This window comes from Prosthecobacter sp. Pr1, assembly GCF_057652315.1.
In genome coordinates this window covers 320476-338424 of the sequence record NZ_JBYFBS010000003.1, presented here as the reverse complement: position 1 = coordinate 338424, position 17949 = coordinate 320476, and the positions used below count along the sequence as shown (strand labels likewise).

13 protein-coding genes are annotated in these 17949 nt (G+C 59.6%); 4 read left to right on the top strand and 9 right to left on the bottom strand.

What is annotated here, in order from left to right:
• Positions 1-265: 265 nt before the first annotated feature.
• Positions 266-2161, top strand: coding sequence for an ABC-F family ATP-binding cassette domain-containing protein (locus tag AC24GY_RS06740; protein ID WP_487681401.1), 1896 nt, complete (start codon positions 266-268; stop codon positions 2159-2161).
• 26 nt (positions 2162-2187) lie between these two features.
• On the opposite strand, the gene AC24GY_RS06735 is transcribed toward AC24GY_RS06740, so the two are convergent.
• The gene (locus tag AC24GY_RS06735) at positions 2188-3264 is read right to left on the bottom strand and encodes a hypothetical protein (protein WP_487681400.1); all 1077 of its coding nucleotides are present in this window, start codon (positions 3262-3264) and stop codon (positions 2188-2190) included.
• A 431-nt stretch (positions 3265-3695) separates the two neighbouring features.
• Positions 3696-4337, bottom strand: coding sequence for a 3-keto-disaccharide hydrolase (locus AC24GY_RS06730; RefSeq protein WP_487681398.1), 642 nt, complete (start codon positions 4335-4337; stop codon positions 3696-3698).
• A 212-nt stretch (positions 4338-4549) separates the two neighbouring features.
• On the opposite strand from AC24GY_RS06730, the gene AC24GY_RS06725 reads away from it, so the two are divergent.
• On the top strand, positions 4550-4909 hold the full coding sequence (locus AC24GY_RS06725; protein WP_487681396.1) for a hypothetical protein: 360 nt from the start codon (positions 4550-4552) through the stop codon (positions 4907-4909).
• Here AC24GY_RS06725 and AC24GY_RS06720 read toward each other — a convergent pair.
• The 5 genes from AC24GY_RS06720 to AC24GY_RS06700 form a co-directional block, all read right to left on the bottom strand.
• The gene (locus AC24GY_RS06720) at positions 4844-6223 is read right to left on the bottom strand and encodes a c-type cytochrome domain-containing protein (protein ID WP_487681394.1); all 1380 of its coding nucleotides are present in this window, start codon (positions 6221-6223) and stop codon (positions 4844-4846) included. The genes AC24GY_RS06725 and AC24GY_RS06720 overlap by 66 nt on opposite strands.
• Positions 6224-6544: 321 nt before the next feature.
• Positions 6545-8737: a DUF1549 domain-containing protein gene (locus AC24GY_RS06715; RefSeq protein ID WP_487681392.1), complete on the bottom strand. Its 2193-nt coding sequence runs from the start codon at positions 8735-8737 to the stop codon at positions 6545-6547.
• Between the two features lie 152 nt (positions 8738-8889).
• Positions 8890-9681: a GxxExxY protein gene (locus tag AC24GY_RS06710; protein ID WP_487681390.1), complete on the bottom strand. Its 792-nt coding sequence runs from the start codon at positions 9679-9681 to the stop codon at positions 8890-8892.
• Between the two features lie 77 nt (positions 9682-9758).
• Entirely contained in the window at positions 9759-12176 is a 2418-nt protein-coding gene (locus AC24GY_RS06705) for a serine protease (protein ID WP_487681388.1), read from the bottom strand.
• Positions 12177-12181: 5 nt separating this feature from the next.
• Positions 12182-13546 (bottom strand): DUF1501 domain-containing protein, encoded by a 1365-nt coding sequence (locus AC24GY_RS06700; RefSeq protein ID WP_487681386.1) that lies wholly within the window; start codon positions 13544-13546, stop codon positions 12182-12184.
• 430 nt (positions 13547-13976) lie between these two features.
• Here AC24GY_RS06700 and AC24GY_RS06695 point away from each other — a divergent pair, with 430 nt between their 5' ends.
• A complete protein-coding gene (locus AC24GY_RS06695; protein ID WP_487681384.1) occupies positions 13977-14732 on the top strand; it encodes an SDR family NAD(P)-dependent oxidoreductase in 756 nt (251 codons plus the stop codon).
• A 167-nt stretch (positions 14733-14899) separates the two neighbouring features.
• On the opposite strand, the gene AC24GY_RS06690 is transcribed toward AC24GY_RS06695, so the two are convergent.
• Together AC24GY_RS06690 and AC24GY_RS06685 are read right to left on the bottom strand one after the other, a co-directional pair.
• A complete protein-coding gene (locus AC24GY_RS06690; RefSeq protein ID WP_487681382.1) occupies positions 14900-15718 on the bottom strand; it encodes an ATP-grasp domain-containing protein in 819 nt (272 codons plus the stop codon).
• A 301-nt stretch (positions 15719-16019) separates the two neighbouring features.
• Entirely contained in the window at positions 16020-16892 is an 873-nt protein-coding gene (locus AC24GY_RS06685; RefSeq protein WP_487681380.1) for an NAD(P)-dependent oxidoreductase, read from the bottom strand.
• A 56-nt stretch (positions 16893-16948) separates the two neighbouring features.
• Here AC24GY_RS06685 and AC24GY_RS06680 point away from each other — a divergent pair, with 56 nt between their 5' ends.
• Positions 16949-17917 (top strand): NAD-dependent epimerase/dehydratase family protein, encoded by a 969-nt coding sequence (locus tag AC24GY_RS06680; protein ID WP_487681378.1) that lies wholly within the window; start codon positions 16949-16951, stop codon positions 17915-17917.
• The last annotated feature ends 32 nt before the right edge of the window (positions 17918-17949 follow it).

Here is a 17949-nt window from a genome sequence, read left to right as displayed (position 1 = left end):
AGTGGAGTGCTGGGTTTGCTTCCCGGATGGCGGGCACTGACCCAGGGAAGCACTCGCTAAAGCTCGGCATCCCTGGGCTGAAATACGCAGCCCCTTTGGGGCTGAAGAGTGGCGGACCTCCATCTGGGTGCTGGGTGACAAAGCTCTCATTGAGCCTTGGTTTGGATGCTTTGATGCCCTGAATGCAGGTATCGGAATGTGGAGCGAATGAAGGGAATCTGTCGCAGGGGGAGGGAGACCGTGCTATCTGAGCCGCCCCCCACTCATGTCTCCTATTACTCCTGCTGTCGTTTCCGCCAAAGACCTGCGCCTTCAATTTGGACTGCAGCAGGTTTTCAATGATGCGACGATGAGCATTCATGAGGGTGAGAAGCTGGGGCTGGTGGGGCGCAATGGCTCCGGGAAGACGAGTCTGATGCGCATCCTGGTGGGGACGGAGAAGCCGGACAGCGGGATTATCTCGCGGAGAAATGGGATCATCGTGAGCCATCTGGCGCAGGAGTTTGTGCTGGATGATGAGGCGAGTGTGATCGACAACGTGCGGGCGGGTGCTTCGGCGCTGCTGGAGATGGTGGAGCGCTACGAGTCTGGCGACTACAAGGGGGATCAGGAGGATGATTTGCTGCATCAAATCCAGATGCATGACGGCTGGGGTGTGGAGACGCGGATCAGCACGGCGATGAATGAGCTGGGGCTGCCGGCGGCGGATCGTATTGTGAAAGGTCTCTCAGGTGGAGAAAAGCGACGTGTGGCGCTGGCGCGGGCGCTGGTGTCGCAGCCGGATCTGCTGCTGCTGGACGAACCGACGAACCATCTGGACGCGGAGTCGATCGAGTGGCTGGAGATTTTCCTGCGGGACTTCACGGGTGCGGTGCTGTTTGTGACGCATGACCGGTACTTTTTGGACCGGGTGGCGACGCGGATCATCGAGATCGATGACAGCCGGATTTACAGTCATCCGGGGAACTACAGTGACTTTTTGGAGAGCAAGGCGGTGCGTGAATCTGTGGAGGCGAATTCGGAGCGGCGGCGGCAGAGCTTTCTGCGGCATGAGCTGGAATTTGTGCGTGCGGGTGTGAGAGGCCGGGGTACGAAACAGCGATCACGACTGGATGAGTATGACCGTGTGGCGGCGATCGACGCGCCTGAGGCGGAGCTGGTGATGGATTTGATCATCCCGCCGGCGTCGGCGCTGGCGAACACGATCATCGATGCGGTGGAGATCGGCGCGCACATCAATGACCGGTGGTTGTTCAGCCATCTGAATCTGAGCTTTGAAGCGGGGACGTGCACGGGGATCATAGGCCGTAATGGACTGGGCAAGACGACGCTGCTGCGGATGCTGATGGGACAGCAGGCGCCGAATGAGGGCAAGGTCACGATTGGCAAGCGCACGGTGTTTAACTATGTGGATCAGCAGCGCCTGCTGCTGAACCCGGAGAACAGCGTGATGGAGGAGGTGGCGGGGCCGATGTCTGAGTTTGTGCAGTTTGGGCCTGAGAAGATGCATGTGCGCACTTACCTGCGGCGGTTCCTTTTCACGGATGAACGCGTGACGATGCGGGTGAAGGAGCTGAGTGGTGGTGAGCAGAGCCGCGTGCTGCTGGCGAAGATCCTGCGCAGGGGTGGCAACTTTTTGATTCTGGATGAGCCGACGAATGATCTGGATCTGCAGACGATGCGGGTGCTGGAGGAGGCGATCCTTTCCTTCAAGGGCTGCGTGCTGGTGGTGAGCCATGACCGGTATTTCCTAGACCGTGTGTGCGACCGCATCCTGGCCTTTGAAGGCCAGGGGCGCATCCATGAGTGCGCGGGGAACTACAGCTACTACCAGGAGAAGCGGGCGGCGAAAGCTGCGGCGGAGCTGGCGCTGGTGAATGCGGCGGTGAAGAAGGAGAAGACGGTGGCGGCGAATGCGCCGAAGCCAAAGAAGATGTCGCAGAAGGAGCAGCGTGAGCTGGCGGAGTGTGAGGCTGCGATCACGAGTCTGGAGAGTGAGATCGCGGCGATGGAGGGGGAGCTGAGCAACCCCGAGACGTTTGTGAAGCTGGGGGCTGGGACGAATGATTTCATCGCGAAGCTCGATGCGAAGAAGCATGAGCTGGAAGGGAAGTTCACGCGGTGGGCGGAGCTGGAAGAGGTGCGGGTGGCGTGTGGCTGAATTGCGGCCTTCGTGAAGTTTGAAATCTAGTCTTGGTAAAACACACAGTAAAGGAACTCAGTGTAAGGATCGTCTCCTACCTCATCGACGAAATTTCGCAGAACATCTTTTGGCATGTTCAGTTGTGCGGCGATGGCATTAAACTTGACTTCGGCGGCCGATCGAAATTCTTCTTTCGTAGATTTTAGTTCGATAAGCAATCCCCTGATCTCGTAGCTACTGCGCAAAGAAGCCCTTCTGAAATCTTCGAATCGTTCAGAAACGTAAATATACAGCAATGCTTGGCTTGCGCAGTCACTCAAGAAAGTAAATCCCAGGTTAGTGCGAATCGTGAGCTTAACAGGATCTGTATATGCAAGCTGTAATGGCGTATATATTCCTTCAGCTGCCAGGCGCTCGGTTACTCGCAGATCAATCCCGTTTAGTTTAAGTAGCTCACTGCTACTGCTCTCGGGTACCGCGTCTTGGCCCAATGCTTTTGCACCAATCCGACGAGAAAAGGTGATGATGGCGCCCGCTGGGAATGCGCCCAATAAGAAGGCCAAAGGGGCAGCAATTTCCGTTTTCACAGCCCCGGTCAGCGCATATCCTGTTGGCACAGCGATACCAAGCCGAAAGGCGCACCAAAAAATATCGATAGCTGTCAGAGAGCAGGCATTCCAACGCGATATGAGATCATACACTACATACACATAAGCTCCCATGATTGCTGCCACTGCTATTTCCGGGAGATGACCACTTTGTGCTGATTGACCACTCAGCCAATCTCTAACAGAGAGAGAACTCCAAAAAGTCAAAATTCCAGCTACTGTAACCAGGGCCATGCATGGAATGATGAAGTGTCGTCTTCCAAAATGTTCCTCGTAATGCTTTTCGAATGCGCCTTGAAGAGGCTTGGCTGGATTCTTTTTTTCGCCCCGTTTTAGATGATCCTGCTCTGTCCCCGGTTGGTATAATTGAAAATAAAGTTTGATTGACTGCTCTTTCAGCGACGCCAAAATTTCGTCGCGCCGCACTCTTAGGCCCCACCAAATATAAGGAACAAGCGGCGATAAAATCAAAAACAGAACCAACCCTATTGAGGAATTTACGTAAAAATCCATATGATTTACCGAACGGTCAAACCATATGAGTCTTTCACTTTATTCGTCTTCGACTTCAAATTTTTATCGCAACTTTGTCTTCCCATCTTTTCCCGAGCACAATGATTGCTCATTGTTGGCGGAGCTTGGGCTCTTAGTTTAGGTTCAGGTGAAAATATGGCATGAGGGACTGAAAAACTCACTTTTCCTCTTAGTTTAGAAGGAGTCCATCAGCCGCACTTCCGACCGAAATGAAGGAGGTGATTCTCAATAATTCCTACAGGTTTGACTGGTAAACGCAAATGCGGTGCGATGTCATCGCATCTGTTTCGCAAATGCCTTGTTCCTGAATCGCGAGGCTGAAATGAGTAGAGGGTCGGCGGGCATAGTCGCAAGACCGTGGAATGTTTCCTGCTGCCTTTTTTGAAGAAGGCAGCCGGGAACTCAACCATCTATTGCAGCACCTTGATCTTCAGATTGCGGTAGTAGACGGGGGCCTGGGCTTTGCCGTGGAGGCCTTGGAGGCCGATGGGGCCGGTGCGGGCGTAGTCTTTGAGGGCTTTTTTGAACTTGTTGGGGGTGCCGTCGGGGTTTTTGCCGGCTTCGGACCATTTGTCGAGGTCGGCGTTGATGACTTCCTCGCCGTTGAAGACGACGCTGACGAGGGGACCTTTGCAGGTGATGGTGAAGTGATTCCACTCGCCGACGGGCTTGGCCATGCTTTTGCTGGGGGGCATGGCGTCATAAATGGCGGCGACCATGCCGTACTTGCTGCCATCTGCGGAGTCGTGGACCTGGATTTCGAGGGCGGAGAGGACGTCTTTGATGTTGCCGGAGCGGAGGAAGATGCCGCTGTTGGATTCCTTTTCGACTTTGAAGTCGAGATCGAGGATGAAGTCGCCGTAGGAGTCTTTGGTCCAGAGGGTGTCGTGGGTGGTGGCGACGAGTTCATCGGCTTTGATGACCCAGCCTGCGGGCTCAACCGCGTTGGAGAAGTCGGAGGGGAAGAGGTCCTTCCAGCCGGTGGTGTCGGGGGGATCGACGGCCAGGGAGAGGGAGGCGGTGGCGAGAAGAGCGAGGAGGGCGTGTTTCATGGGTGGTGAGTGGTAACGTGGAGGGGATGTGGAAGATTCCAAGTTGTGGGTGGAAAGTTTGGCTTTGGGCTGCCCGACTACGGGGTCTGCCGCCTCGTTTAGGTAGATTCGGCGCGAAACTGTTCGGGGTGATGGATTTATAGGATTGCTTTTTTCTCCGGCTTGGCCAATTCTCCATAAAATAACCCGCCAGCACTCACATTATCCGTTCCATGAAATCCGCTCACTCCTTGGTCATCCTCTCGGTTCTTGCTGCTTTGTCCCTTACTTCCTGTGGTCATGATTGGAGCTGGGGCAGTGGTGGCTACAGGCGCGTCGCCCCGGGAGGCACTTACTACGGCAGCAACTTCAACGGAGCGCCGAGCTTCGGCGGACACGGCGGTGGCTACGGCAATGGCTACAGCGTCTGGCCACAGCCGACGATCAACTACGGTGAGAACTTCGCGAATGAAGACGATCCGAACAATGTGGGCAACAGCTGGGACCACGGTGGCTATGCGCTGCCGTCAACGAGAACGACCGTCGTTTCCCGACAGGAATCGTACGAGACCGTCCGCACCTCCGGCAAATAAGCCATTCCCGTCAAAGGTGATGGTGGTCTGGAGTGGCAGAATGCCTCCAGAGGAAAAGGATTTGACTGAGCCGCCGCTGGCGTCCCAGAGGCGTGCCTGATTGTCGCGACCGGCGCTGAGGAGTTCTCCTTTGGGGCCGAAGGCGACGGCGAGTATGCCATTGGGGATCTTGCCATAAGAGCCCTGCGGGCGCTCTGGAGGATGGGCATTGGTTTTGGTGATGGCGGGCCAGCCGTCTTTGGCGTCCCACCAGATGAGGAGGCCGTCTTCGCCGCCACTGGCGAGCATTTTACTGTCGCTGCGCCAGGCGAGGGAACGAACGGAGGCTTTGTGCTCGGAAAGGGAGAGGAGGATGCCGCCGCCGGTGGGGTCCCAGAGATGGATGCCGCCGGCACGGTCTGAGCTGGCGAGTTTTTTGCCGTCGGGACTGAAGGAGAGAGCGGTGATCCAGTCGGTGTGCTTGGTGAGCTTGTGGCGGAGTTTGCCATCGGCGGTGCCGTAGATTTTGACGATTTTGCCGGAGCCGCCGAGGGCGACGAGCTGCTGATCGGGGCTCAGGTCTGCGGCGAGGACGGCGTCGGTTTCATCGCCGATGGTGGTGAGGCGTTTGCCGGTTTTGACGTCGAAGAGGACGACGCTGCCTGACTGGACGGGTTTGCCACCGGCGACCATGAGGACGCGGCCATCGGCGCTGAAGCGGATGACGTTGGGCTGGCCTTCGGGAAAGGCGAGGGCGCCGAGGGGCTGCTGGGTGGTGGCGTCGAGGAGGCGCACGTGTTCGTGACCGGCGACGGCGATGAGCGGTGCGCGCGGACTGGCGGCCATGGCGATGATGGGGAGCGGGCGCTTCAACGCGGGGGGAGTGAAGGGAGGCAGGGACTCGGGCATGGGGGGCGGGCCGTCGAGTTTGATGCCGGTGGTGGGCGTGAAGGTGGTGTCGCGCTCCGCGACGAGGGATTTGCTGGCGGAGGATTCGCGGAGGCCGCCTTGGATCCACTGGCGGATGAGCTCGATCTGCGGGGCGGGAATGGCGGCTTTTTTGGGCGGCATGCGCTCGGCATCGTCTTCGGCGGTGATGGCGGTGAAGAGGAGGCTCTGGCTGGCGCGGCCGGCGATGACGGCTTTGTCGCCGCTGCCGCCTTTGAGGACGGCGGTGAAGTTGGCGAGGTTGAGATCGGCTTTTTGCTCGTCGTCGCCGTGGCATTTGAGGCAGTGCTCACGGAAGATGGGCTTGATGTGCTCGTCGTAGGTGATGACGGGATCGGCGGCGTGCGCGGTGGTGATTAGAGCGGGAAGGAGGAGAAGGAGGCGCATGATTTTTGCAAAGGAATGAGAGAGCAAGGGAATGGGTCCGGAGGATTCTATTTCTGGATGGAAGGGCGCTCGGAGATAGGCGTTTGGAGGGGGCGGATTGGTAGCTCTGGAGCTGACGGCGATCTTCTACCGCAGCGGGGCTCGTTGCAGACGCTTCTGGTAAGCGTGGTGTGCGGCGGAGTCTTGGGTTTGCTTCCCGGTCAATGGCATGCTGATCCAGGGTAGCCTCGCCAAGGCTCGGCAACCCTTCGCTATGATGCGCAGCCCCGTTGGGGCTGGGAATGCGCATGGCACGGTTTTTGGAAACAGACTCCGCATGGATCAATGATTGAAGATGAACTCGGTGGAATTGAGGAGGCTCCAGAAGATGTCCTGGTAGGGCTTGCGGTCTTTGGTGTCGCTGCCGACGAGTTCGAGGAGGGCTTTGAGTTCTTCGGGCTTGGGTTTGCGACTGAGGGAGCGGAGGTAGAGGTCTTCAATGATGGTTTCGGGCGGTGTGCCGGCTTTGAGGTGTTTTTCGATGACCTTCCCTGCCCCGACCTGGCTTTGGACGGTGTCGCCAGCGACCATGTGGAGGGTTTGTGAGAGGGTGGGTTCGAGTTTGGTGTCGCAGGCGCAGACGCTGGCGCGTCCGGCGCGGCCGAAGGTTTCAAAGAAGGGATCGCCGGTCATCGCGTGGGTGGTGTCGCCAGGGGTGCGCGGGTAGTGCTGGACGGCCTTGGTGCCTTTCGGGAAATAGGTGAAGCCGCGTTCGCCATCGGTGGCTTCGACGATGGCATCGAGCAGGACATCGGCGCGGAGGCGGCGGAGCTGGGCGCGGGAGAACTGGCGGGTGTCGTCGGCGTTGGTCTTGTTGGGCTGAGCGGAGAGCTGGTAGGTACGGGAGGTGGTGATGTCGCGAATGAAGGCGCGGAGGTTGAACTTGGAGTCGGCGAGGTGCTGGGCAAGGGCATCGAGCAAGGGGCCGTTGGTGGGAGGATTGCTGACGCGCATGTCGTCGAGGGGTTCAACCAAGCCGCGGCCCATGAAGTGTGACCAGATGCGGTTGGCGAGGTTGCGGGTGAAGAGCTCGTTCTTTGGGGAAGTGAGCCAAGCGGCGAGGGCCTGACGAGGATCTTTGCCTTTGGGCACGCTGGTTTCGCCGCCGAGAACGGTGGGGAGCATGGGGCGCTCATCGACGAGGTGTTTGGCGGGTGCGGCGGAGAGGTCGTTGAAGACATAGAACTCGCGGGGCTCGACGCCGAGCTTGCGCTGGATGCCGGTGAAGAAGCTGACCCAGCCGTAGTAGTCGTCCATGGTCCAGCGGTCGAAGGGATGGTTGTGGCATTCGGCGCACTGGATGCGCACGCCGGTGAAGAGCTGGGAGAAGTCGGCGGCGAGGTTCTTGGGCGTGACTCGAACATCATGGACGAGCATGGTGTAGAGATTGGCGGGGCCGCTGTTGATGTTGCTGCCGGTGCCGGTGATTTGATCGGCGACGAATTCATTGAGCGGACGGTTCTCTGCCATCTGATCGTGGATCCATTCGTAGTAGACGTCGGCGGCTTTGACATCGGTGGCGGAGGGTGCGTAGCCGCCACCTTTGACGCGGAGCATTTCGGCCCAGAGGTCCGTCCAGAGATCGGTGAAGCCGTCGCTTTTTAGGAGGCGATCGATGAGGGTGGTGCGCTTGTCTTTGGACGTGTCCGCGATGAATTCCTGGTAGTCCTTGGTGGTGGGCAGAGCGCCGCTGAGATCCAGGAAGACGCGACGGAGGAAGGTTTCGTCATCGCAGATTTCGGAGGGGAGGAGGCGAAGCTTTTGAAGGCGGTCGTGGATGATTTCGTCGATGTAGTTGTTCGCGACGGGATGGGTCCATTGGTAGTTTTTGCCCTGTGGTAGCACGATGACTTCGGAGCCGATGGTGAAGCGGTTGAAGCGGGCGAAGACGTGGGTGTCGCCACGGCCGGTGGAGGTGACGACGCCGTTTTTGTCGATCTTGGCGGTGGAGGGATTGTTGCTGGCGAAGAGGGCGAGGTCGGTGACATCGCGTTTGGTGCCGTCCGAGTAGCGGGCGGTGACGGTGGTCTTCTGGGTGCCTTTGCCGCCCTCGAAGACGATGCGCTCGGGTGCGAGGGTGATTTCGACAGGCTGGGGGACGGATGCTGCGTCGTCGGGGGCGCCGGCGGCGATCCAGTTGAGCAGGGTCTGGTAGTATTTGGTATCGGGCTTGAAGAGCTCGCCGCCGGTGTGGGGGACTTTGCCGATGGCTTTGAGGAGCATGAGGCTTTGCTCGGGGGCGGCGAGATTCACGCGGCGGCCGACCATTTCCTGGGTGATGCGGTAGTAGTCGCCCTTGGCATCGTAGCCGAAGAGGGAGAGCATGAAGCCGTCCTTGCCACGAGCGGAGCCATGGCAGGTGCCCTGGTTGCAACCGGAGCGGAAGAGGATGGGCATGACGTCTCGGCGGAAGCTGGGGACGTCCTCTGCATTCACTGTGAACGAAAGCAGCAGGGCGAGGAAGAGAGGTTTCATTTTTGGCAGGGGTGAGTTTTGCCGGGAGAGAATGGGGTCACTGGCTGCCAGGGAAAGGCAGTGGCAGGGCCAGCAAGAAAGGTCTTATTTAGGCAAAGGAATGTATTGGCAGAGGAATGATCCAGAATTGGGGTTGGGCGCGGAAGAATGGTCTATTTGATCAAGGTGGTCAGGGTGATGTCTTGACGGTTGAAGTTGATCCAGTGGAGACACTTGAGCGGGAGGGTGGCCAGGAGCCGCTGGAGGTGTGGGAGCTGGTGTCCGAGGTAGCCCGTGTAGGAACTTACGTGAAAGGCGATGTGTTCATCGAGCATGGGCAACGCGTGGGTGCCGAGAGCGATGCCGTTACTGGTGACAATGAGGCGAGTTTCTGGAGCAGGCAGAATGCATGACAAGGCCTCCGAGTAGAGGCAGGCTTCGAGATAACCGCCCAGATCATCAATGAGGTTTGTGAGCTGCTCCTTGAAAAGATGACATCTTGGCGAAAGCGGCTGCCAGCCACTCGAGTTGATTTTACAAGCGTGCCGCTGGACTGGGGTGACGGGCACCATGCGTAGCTTCCCATTGACACGGCTGTCTCGAAAGTTCAGCAATTTGATGCAGCTGATGCCGAGGCACATGGCGTAATTGAAAACCTGTGCGTCGTGGGCGAGATTAAACTGAGTGACGGTTTTCAGCTCGTAGACGGCGTCATTGGCCACGAGGTCGAGGCGGTATTCTTTGATGAAGGGGCCGTGTGTGACACGGAGTGGCACTTGAGTTCTAACGTTCATCATTCCCGCAGCGCGGAGACGTTCTGCCAGTTCATTTTCGTACACTTGCTCGTCGCATAAGCGGCCCAGTTTGTTCTGCGTGGCGTAGGCGCATTTCATGATGAGTTCATCTCGCTCGATGAACTCGTCGCGCGTCAGATTGGCGATGGGTATGGCGCAGGTAATCGGCATGAAGTGAAATAAGAGATCTGTTCTGCAAAGTTCAGTCATTCCATTGCCAAAACATTCCTTTGCCTAATCCGAGGGGGCTATTTCAGGGCGGCTTGTTGCAGGGCGGGGTCGACGCGGAGGATGGCTTTGCCGGTGCGCTGGCGGATTTGCTGGTTGCGTTCGGTGACGGTGATTTCGCAGCTGAGTTCTTTGTACTGGCCGAGGAGGGCTTCGGTGGTGGCGGAGATTTCGAAGGTGAGGTGTTTGTCGCCGGACTTGAGCTTGGGGGTGTTGATGACGGTGACACCTTTGGGGAGGCCGAGGAGGGTGGCGGTGGCATGGCCTTCGAAGGGTTTCTTGTGTTCGATGTCCCAGATGACCTGGGCTTTTTCGCCGCGACGGACGGCGGTGGGATTGCTCTTCAGGGCGATGTAGGGCTGAGCGATGGTGATGTCGATGAAGGCGCTGGAGGCGCGGATGCGACCCGCGCCGAGGTAATAGGAGCCGCCTGCGGTGGAGGCGGTCATGGCGAGGCGATAGGTGCCGGGCACGGCCGAGGTGCTGGCGCTTAAGCGCAGAGCGCCTGCGTTTTTTCCTGCGGGAATGGTGAGTGTGGGCTCGCCTTCGACACCGGGGGGAACCCAGTCGAACTGATGCTCGATGGCTTCATCAAAGCCGGGCTGGCGGGTGATTTTGACCGGCAGCGTGAGTTCACCGTTTTGAGAAAGCGGGATGGTCGGCTGATCGACATCGATTTGATAAGGTGTGGGCTCCGTGACGGCAAAAGCATAGTCATTGACGACGAAGGAATGCCAGGCGTGACCACCGCTGTGGCCGAGGAAGGGGAAGGACTGCTGGGAGCGGCTGAGCAGCGGGGTGCCATCGGTGGCTTTGCAGGTGATGGAGATGAGGGCGGTCTGTGGCTTGGTGCTGGCGTCGGCAATGAACTGAACCGGCACCTGACGCTGACCGGCGAGCAGACGCGGAGCGATCATGCGCACGCCTTTGGGCAGGCCATGCACGACAAGATCGAGTTCGCCTTTGTAGCGACTGCCGGGGGCATCGATGAGATTCACATTCACCGTCCACCGGCCCCCTTGCGGCACGGCGATGCTGGTGAGGCGTGGACATTCGACCATGTCGATGACGCGCGCCTGGATGAAGGTGTTGATCTCATCGCGGACGGGCTCGACTTCGATGCGATAAACGGAAGTGGGATCGCCGAGGCCGCGCATGTCGGTGATGCTGATGAGGTAGTCGCCATCGGTTTTCGGTTCCCAAACGACCGCCGGGTCCATGAGTTCCTTCCGCTGAATCTGGCGGGACATGGCCCAGAGATCGCGATCGGGAAGCGTCGAGTCATCAGCGGTGATGTCGTCGGATTCGGCATCGGCTTTGCGGATCGTGAGCCGTGGATCGAGCGGGGTGCCGAATGACCGTGCAAACACGCGCACGCGCCAGCGGTCGCCGGCTTTGGTTTTGACGCGGAAGGTGTCGGCATCATTGGCGGCTTCGATGCGGCCGTTCAAAGCAGCAGGGAGGGCACTGACGGTGGTTTCATCGGCATTTTTGTTTTCGAGCACATTGGGGAAGTCACTCACACGCATCAGCAGCGGCGAGGGCAAGGTGTCGTTGAAGGCGAAGTCGCCAGCTTGTGCGGGGAGCGTGACATGGATGGCTTCATCGCCTGTGGGATCGCCGAGAAGAGTGGCGGCAAGTTTTTCGCCTTTCATGCCACCGGCGGGATACACGGCGAGGGGGCGATGATTTGAGCCGATGTGCGCGAGGTAGTAGCAGTTGCCGCCCGAATTGAAGACGCGCTGTTTGACCTCGACGCGGTATTCGCCATCGGCAGGGAGAATGGTGCTGAGCACAGGGTCTTGCAGGTGCAGGGCGCTGTCGTCATTGCGGGTGAGTTCTTTGCCGGTCGGATCCAGAATGCGCACGGTGAGATCGAACTCGGACCCGGCGTAAAATTTCTCCGTGAGCCACACGGAATCGACTTCCACGGAAAGGTGATCGCCTTTGCGGCCGGTGACGCGATAGACATCGACGTCACCGACTTGATTTGTGTCCATGCGGCCGAGCACTGCGCTGTTCATCGGTACGGGCTGGTCTTCCTGCGCTTCTTTGACGATGGGAAAGCGCGTCACCGCGAAGGTGCTGAGGGTGGTGAGCTCGGTGGCGGTGCGCAGCTTGAAGGGGTGCAGTCCGAGCGGGCTGTCGGAGTCGATCTGAAGCTTTGCCTGAACGCTGTCCTCAATGAAACCGCCGTGGATGGTGCTGCGTGGCTGGGGCAGTGAGGGCAGGCTTTTGAGTTCGATGCAGCGGATGCCGGGGCGATAGAAGAGGATCTCACGCGCCTCTTTGATGAAGGCACCTTCAATGGTGACTTCGACCGTGGTGCCGCGCTGGCCTGCGCGGGGCGTGACAAACTCGATGTGATGCACCATGGGGCCTGCGAAGGCCGAGGTGAGCAGGCATGCTGAACCCATGAGGGCGGTGAAAAGTCTCATGTCGGTTAGGAGATGATGCCTTTGACGACTTTGCCGTCTTTGACGATTTCGATGGGGCGGGTGCCACCGAAGGCCATGAGCTCTTCGTTGGAGTCGATGCCGAGCTGGTTGTAAACGGTGGCGAGGAAGTCTTCGAGTTTCACTTCATCGCGAGCAGGCTCGGCGGAGGTGGCGTCTGAGGCGCCGTAGATCTGGCCGCGGGTGATGCCGCCGCCGGCGAGGAGCATGGAGTAGACGCGGGCCCAGTGGTCGCGGCCATTGCTCATGTTCACCTTGGGTGTGCGGCCGAACTCGGTGGTGACCATGACGAGGGTGCTGTCGAGCATGCCGCGCTGATCGAGATCGGTGATGAGGCCGGAGGTGGCGTGGTCGAGGGCGGGCATGAATTCGGTGCAGGTGCCTTTGATGTCCACGTGCGAGTCCCAGGAGCCGTAATTGACGCTGACGAAACGCACGCCGGATTCGACGAGGCGGCGGGCGAGCAGGAGGCGCTCGCCGACGGCGGCGGGGGCTTTTTGTTTTAGCTCGTAGCCGCGGCCGTAGAGATCGCGCGTGGCGTCGTTTTCATCGGCAAGGGAGAAGGCTTTGCGGGCGGCGTCGGAGGTGAGGAGGGAGTAGGCGCTTTTGTAGAAATCATCCATGGTGTTCACCTTGTCGATGTCGGCATCGAGTTTGCGGAGCTGGCCTTCGACGATGTCGCGGGCGGCTTTGCGGCGTTCGAACTGCTGCATGGAGACGCCGTCGGGGATGCTGAAGTCGCGGACTTTGAACTCGCCTTTGGCACCGGGGTCGGCGTTGAGCTGGAAGGGGCCGTACTTGCTGCTGAGGAAGCCGGTGCCGCCCTCAAAGCCGCGCATTGAGGGGATGGCGACGTAGGGGGGCATGCCCTGGCGCACGCCCATGAGATGGGAGACGACGCTGCCCATCTGCGGGTAGTCGATGACGGTGGTGGGGGTGTAGCCGGTGTAGAGGTGGTAGGTGGCCTGCTGGTGATCGGGGATCTTGCCGGTGACGGAGCGGACGATGGTGAGCTTGTCGGCGACTTTGGAGAGGCGGGTGAAGTTCTCGCTGAAGACTTCGCCGGTGTTGGTTTTGGCCACGCCGAAGGCACCGCGATATTCGGTGGGAGCTTCGGGCTTGGGATCCCAGGATTCCTGCTGGGCCATGCCGCCGGGGAGATGGAGATGGATGATGCTTTTGGCTTTGCCTTCTTTGAAGAAGCCGGGCTCGACGGTGGCGCGGGCTTCGTGCTTGAGGAGATCGGCCATGCTGAGGCCGAGGGCGCTGCAGAAGCCGATGCGCATGGCTTCGCGGCGGTGGAGATTCATCTGGCGGAAGCCGGAGCAGCCGGAGAGGGCGGGGAGTTTCATGTGGCTGTGAAGAGATTGCGGGGAAAGGTGCGGATAGGATTTACTGATTGAGGCGGGGGTTCCTTGCGGGACCCCGAGAACTCGGGGGGATGGGCGGCTTTATGAGATAGAGCGTGAGGGAGCTTTGATTTTAGCAAGGGAATGGGACGGAACTGATTCGGGCTTCCGTTTTCGCCGAGGCGACGAGGGATAGGCAAGCATGGGCGGGCTGACGTTTTCGCAGGCCGAACGGTGGGCTGAGGACGGAGGACCCTTTTCACCCCGCGAAAGCGGTAGCTCCGATGCAGGCTTGCGCCTTGCATCTGCGCGACCGCAGTCCAAAAGCGCTGCGGCGTTCGCGTGAATGCCCGATTCCAAACACCTTCTTAACCGCGTGTCATTCCTGCAGGTGAGCTTTGCACAAGCAGGGAGTGCGTTTCATAGTGGGGGGATGAATTTGAATCTTGAAGGGCAGTCGGTTGCTGTGTTTGGAGCGGCGCGTGGCATTGGGCGGGCGATTGCGGACGGGTTTGTGGCGGAGGGATGCGCGGTGCGGGGGTTTGACCGGGAGAAGACGGCAGAGTTTGTGACTGCGGGGGATGTGGCAAGCTATGAGGGGGTGAAGGCTTTTGCGGATGAGTTTGAGAGTGTGAAACACGTGGTGTTTTGTGTGGGCATTGGGTCGGGCAAGTTTGGGTTTCCGTTTTGGAATCTGGAGCCCGGCGACTGGGCGCGGGTGCTGGAGGTGAACCTCATTGGCGCGGTGAATGTGGCGCATGCGTTTGCGCCGAGGCTGATCGAGAGCGGCGGGGGATCGATGCTGTTTCTGGTTTCGGTGGCGGGGCAGATGGGATCGCAGACGGATCCGCCGTACAGTGCTTCGAAGGCGGCGCTGATTAACTTTACGCAGTGCGCGGCGAAGGATCTGGGGCCGCACAATGTGCGGGTGAATGCGCTGGCACCGGGGATGGTGAAGACGGAGCTGAATCAGTCGATCTGGGCAGCGGGGCAGAAGAAGCTGCCGGATTCAGAGCGGCGGAGCTTTGATGAGTGGGCGGCGGAGAAGATCAAGAAGGTGTCGCATCTGGGGCGCTGGCAGATGCCGGAGGAGTATGCGGCGATGGCGACGTTTCTGGCGTCAGATCATGCGAAGAACATCACCGGGCAGACGATCAATATTGATGGGGGGCAGGTGATGCATTCGTGAGGGGTGCGAAGGCAAGATGGCAGGGACGTTCGATTTAGCCGCAGAGGGGCGGAGAGGCAGAGGGAGCAGAGTTTTTAACCACGGAATACACTGAATACACGGAAACCAGAAGGAGACCTGCCAGGGCGTTCTGGATTTTCACATGGGAGCGGGCTTGCAAGTTCGCTCTAAGCTAAGGCAGTCCTGCGTTTTGAAATCCACGTTCGATGTGACGTGGTGACTTTTGATTTTGGTAGAATCGCGGCGCGAATGGTCTGGAGTACCTGGGAAGGGTCGCAGCCGTAGAGGCCGGCACCCCAGCATGGGTTTGACTCGATGACGGCCCAAATGCCATCGCTGGTTTTGCCGAGGTCCAGGGTGCAAGCGGGTGGCAGTGGGACGGTGGGGTCTGACAGGATGCTTTCTGCGAAGGAGCGAGCTTCGGCTTCTTCATGGAAGAGGAAGGGCCATTGGCCGTCAGCGGAACGGGCGAGCGCCCCTTCCCTCCAGTAGGGGCTCATGGTCATGAGCTTGCGATCCAAGACGAAGCAACGGACTTCAAGGAGGAAGTCCATGATGCCGGAGCGGAGGACGGGGATGTCTTGATCAACGTTGTCTTCAGATGGGAGGTCGTGGCCTGTGGCGTAAACTTTGGGATCGAAGATCTTGCCGTCGGCTGGTTTTACGAAGGCCGGTGAGTTCAAGAGGCGCGCGCTGCCGAGAGTCATGAACTCGATCTGACGTGAGAGGTATTTTTGAGGGACGGTGGTGAGCCAGTCGATGGAGGGTTCCAGAAGGGCGAGTTCCATTTGGTCGGCGACGGCTTCGGCAAAGAGAGGTTCGCCGTAGATGATGACGTTTGTTTGAATGGAGCGCAGTTCGCCTGGGACGCGCCAGGCTTGGATGCGGTGGACGGGCCAATGATTCGCGACGCAGACGCGCCAGATGGCGACGGAGTCGTCGGTGGCGCGAGGGCCGAGGAAGACTGTTATGGATTCGAGCAGCATCGGGGTCGTGTTTTTTGGGGCAAACTTGGAAGGTGACTATTCAGGTTCTTGGGGAGTCACGCGATGGCGGCTAAACAAAACTTTGTTCCACCCCTCACCCGGCCTCTCCCCGAAGGGTGTCTTGAGCTATGAAGGCTGGGACGGGGAGAGGGGATTCGCGTTGGAACGCTTTGAATTTATACCGGAGTCGAAAGCGCCATTACTCCGCTTCTTGCTGAACTCTTGACTGGATTTCTTCCAAGTCGCTTCTGATGTCAGTTTTGCCGCATGCCTCTTCCACTTCCCTGAATAGTTGTTCGCTTTACTCGTAGAGGCGGAAGAGGCCGCTGTGGTCGAGGTCGCCGAGGTGTTTTTCGTGGACGAATTTTTCCCACTGGGCGAGGGAGTTTTTTAATGTGGGGGAGTCGAGGCCGACGGAGTCGGCGAGCTGGGACATGAGGCGGACGTCTTTGAGCTGGAGGGTGGCGCGGCCGCCGGGGGCGAAGTCGCGGCGGACCATGCGGTCGCCGTGGAGATCGAGGATGCGGCTTTCGGCGAAGCCGCCGAGGAGGGCTTTACGGACAAGGGCGGGATCGACGCCGGAGAGTTCGGCGAGGCGGAGGGCCTGGGCGACGGCGTCGATGGTCTGGGCGACGATGAGCTGATTTGCCAATTTGGTGACCTGCCCGCTGCCGACGGGGCCGAGGTGGGTGATGTTTTTGCCGACGGCCTGGAAGATGGGGAGGGCGCGTTGGAAATTGGCGTCGCTGCCGCCGGCCATGATGGTGAGGGTGGCGGCCTCGGCGCCGACCTGACCGCCGGAGACGGGGGAGTCTACCCAGTTGACGCGTTCGGCCCATTTTTTGGTCTCGGGGACGCCGGTGGTGCCGAAGTCGATGATGAGGGCGTCTGGGTGCAGGCCTTCGATGAGGCCGCCGGGGCCGAAGACGACGGCTTCGACGACGTCGGTCATGGTGAGATTGATGCAGATGATGCCGGGGCCGATCTCACGGGCGAGCTCGGGGAGGGAGGAGGCGCGGCGCATGCCGAGGGCGACGGCGGCCTCTGCGGGGGCGGGGCTGCGATTCCAGACGACGACGTCGGCTCCGGCTTCATGGAGGTGGCGTGCATTGGCGCGGCCCATGTTGCCGAGTCCGACGAATCCGATCTTGTGTCCTGTGAGAGGCTTGCTCATGTCGGGGCGAACTCACATCAGGCGGTGCCTGATGGCAAACCCTTCCCTACTCAACCATGAAAATCATCATCACCGGCGGCGGCGGCTTCCTTGGCTCCCAACTTGCGCAGAAACTTTTGGAACGCGGCACGTGGTGCGGCAAGGCGATCACGGAGATGGTGCTGCTGGATGCGTTTTTTCGTGGGGAGCCGACGGATGCGCGGGTGAAGCATGTGAAGGGTGACATTGGCGACCGGGCGACGGTGCTGGCGGCGACGGGAGCGAAGTTTGACGTGATCTTTCACCTGGCCTCGATGGTGAGCGGGGAGTGTGAGGAGAGATTTGATGATGCGATGCGGGTGAATCTGGAGGGCGGGCGCAATGTGTTTGAGGCGGCGCGTGCGGCGGAAGGGCGGCCACGGGTGGTGTTTGCGAGCAGCGTGGCGGTTTATGGCGGCATCGACATGTCTCAGCTGATGTCTGATATGACCAAGCAACTGCCGCAGACGACCTACGGCATGACGAAGGCGATGTGCGAGATGATGGTGAACGACCACACGCGCAAAGGCCACTTTGACGGGCGCAGCGTGAGGCTGCCGACGGTGATCGTGCGGCCGGGCAAGCCGAATGCGGCGGCATCAAGCTGGGCGAGCGGGATGTTTCGTGAGCCGCTCAATGGTGAGGCGTGCATGCTGCCGATCCGGCGGGATCAGCCGCATCCGATGACGGGGTACCGGACGGTGATTGATTCGTTCATCTATTTGAGTGAAGTGGCGGAGGAGAAACTGGGCAAGGACCGGGCGTATGTGCTGCCGGCACACCGGGTGACGCCGAACATTGCGGAGAAGGTGATCCAGGAAGTGGCGGCGGAACGCGGGATCACGCTGGGGCCGATTGTGGATGCGTTTGATGCGCGGATTCAGGGGATCGTGGACAACTGGCCGCAGCAGGTGGATGGGGCGCGGGCGGAAGCGATTGGCCTGCCGAGGCCGCCGGAGCTGAAAGTGATCGTGGAACAATATGTGGCGGACTTTGGAATGAAGTAGGCTTTGCCGCGACCGAGGAATGCAGTAGCCTC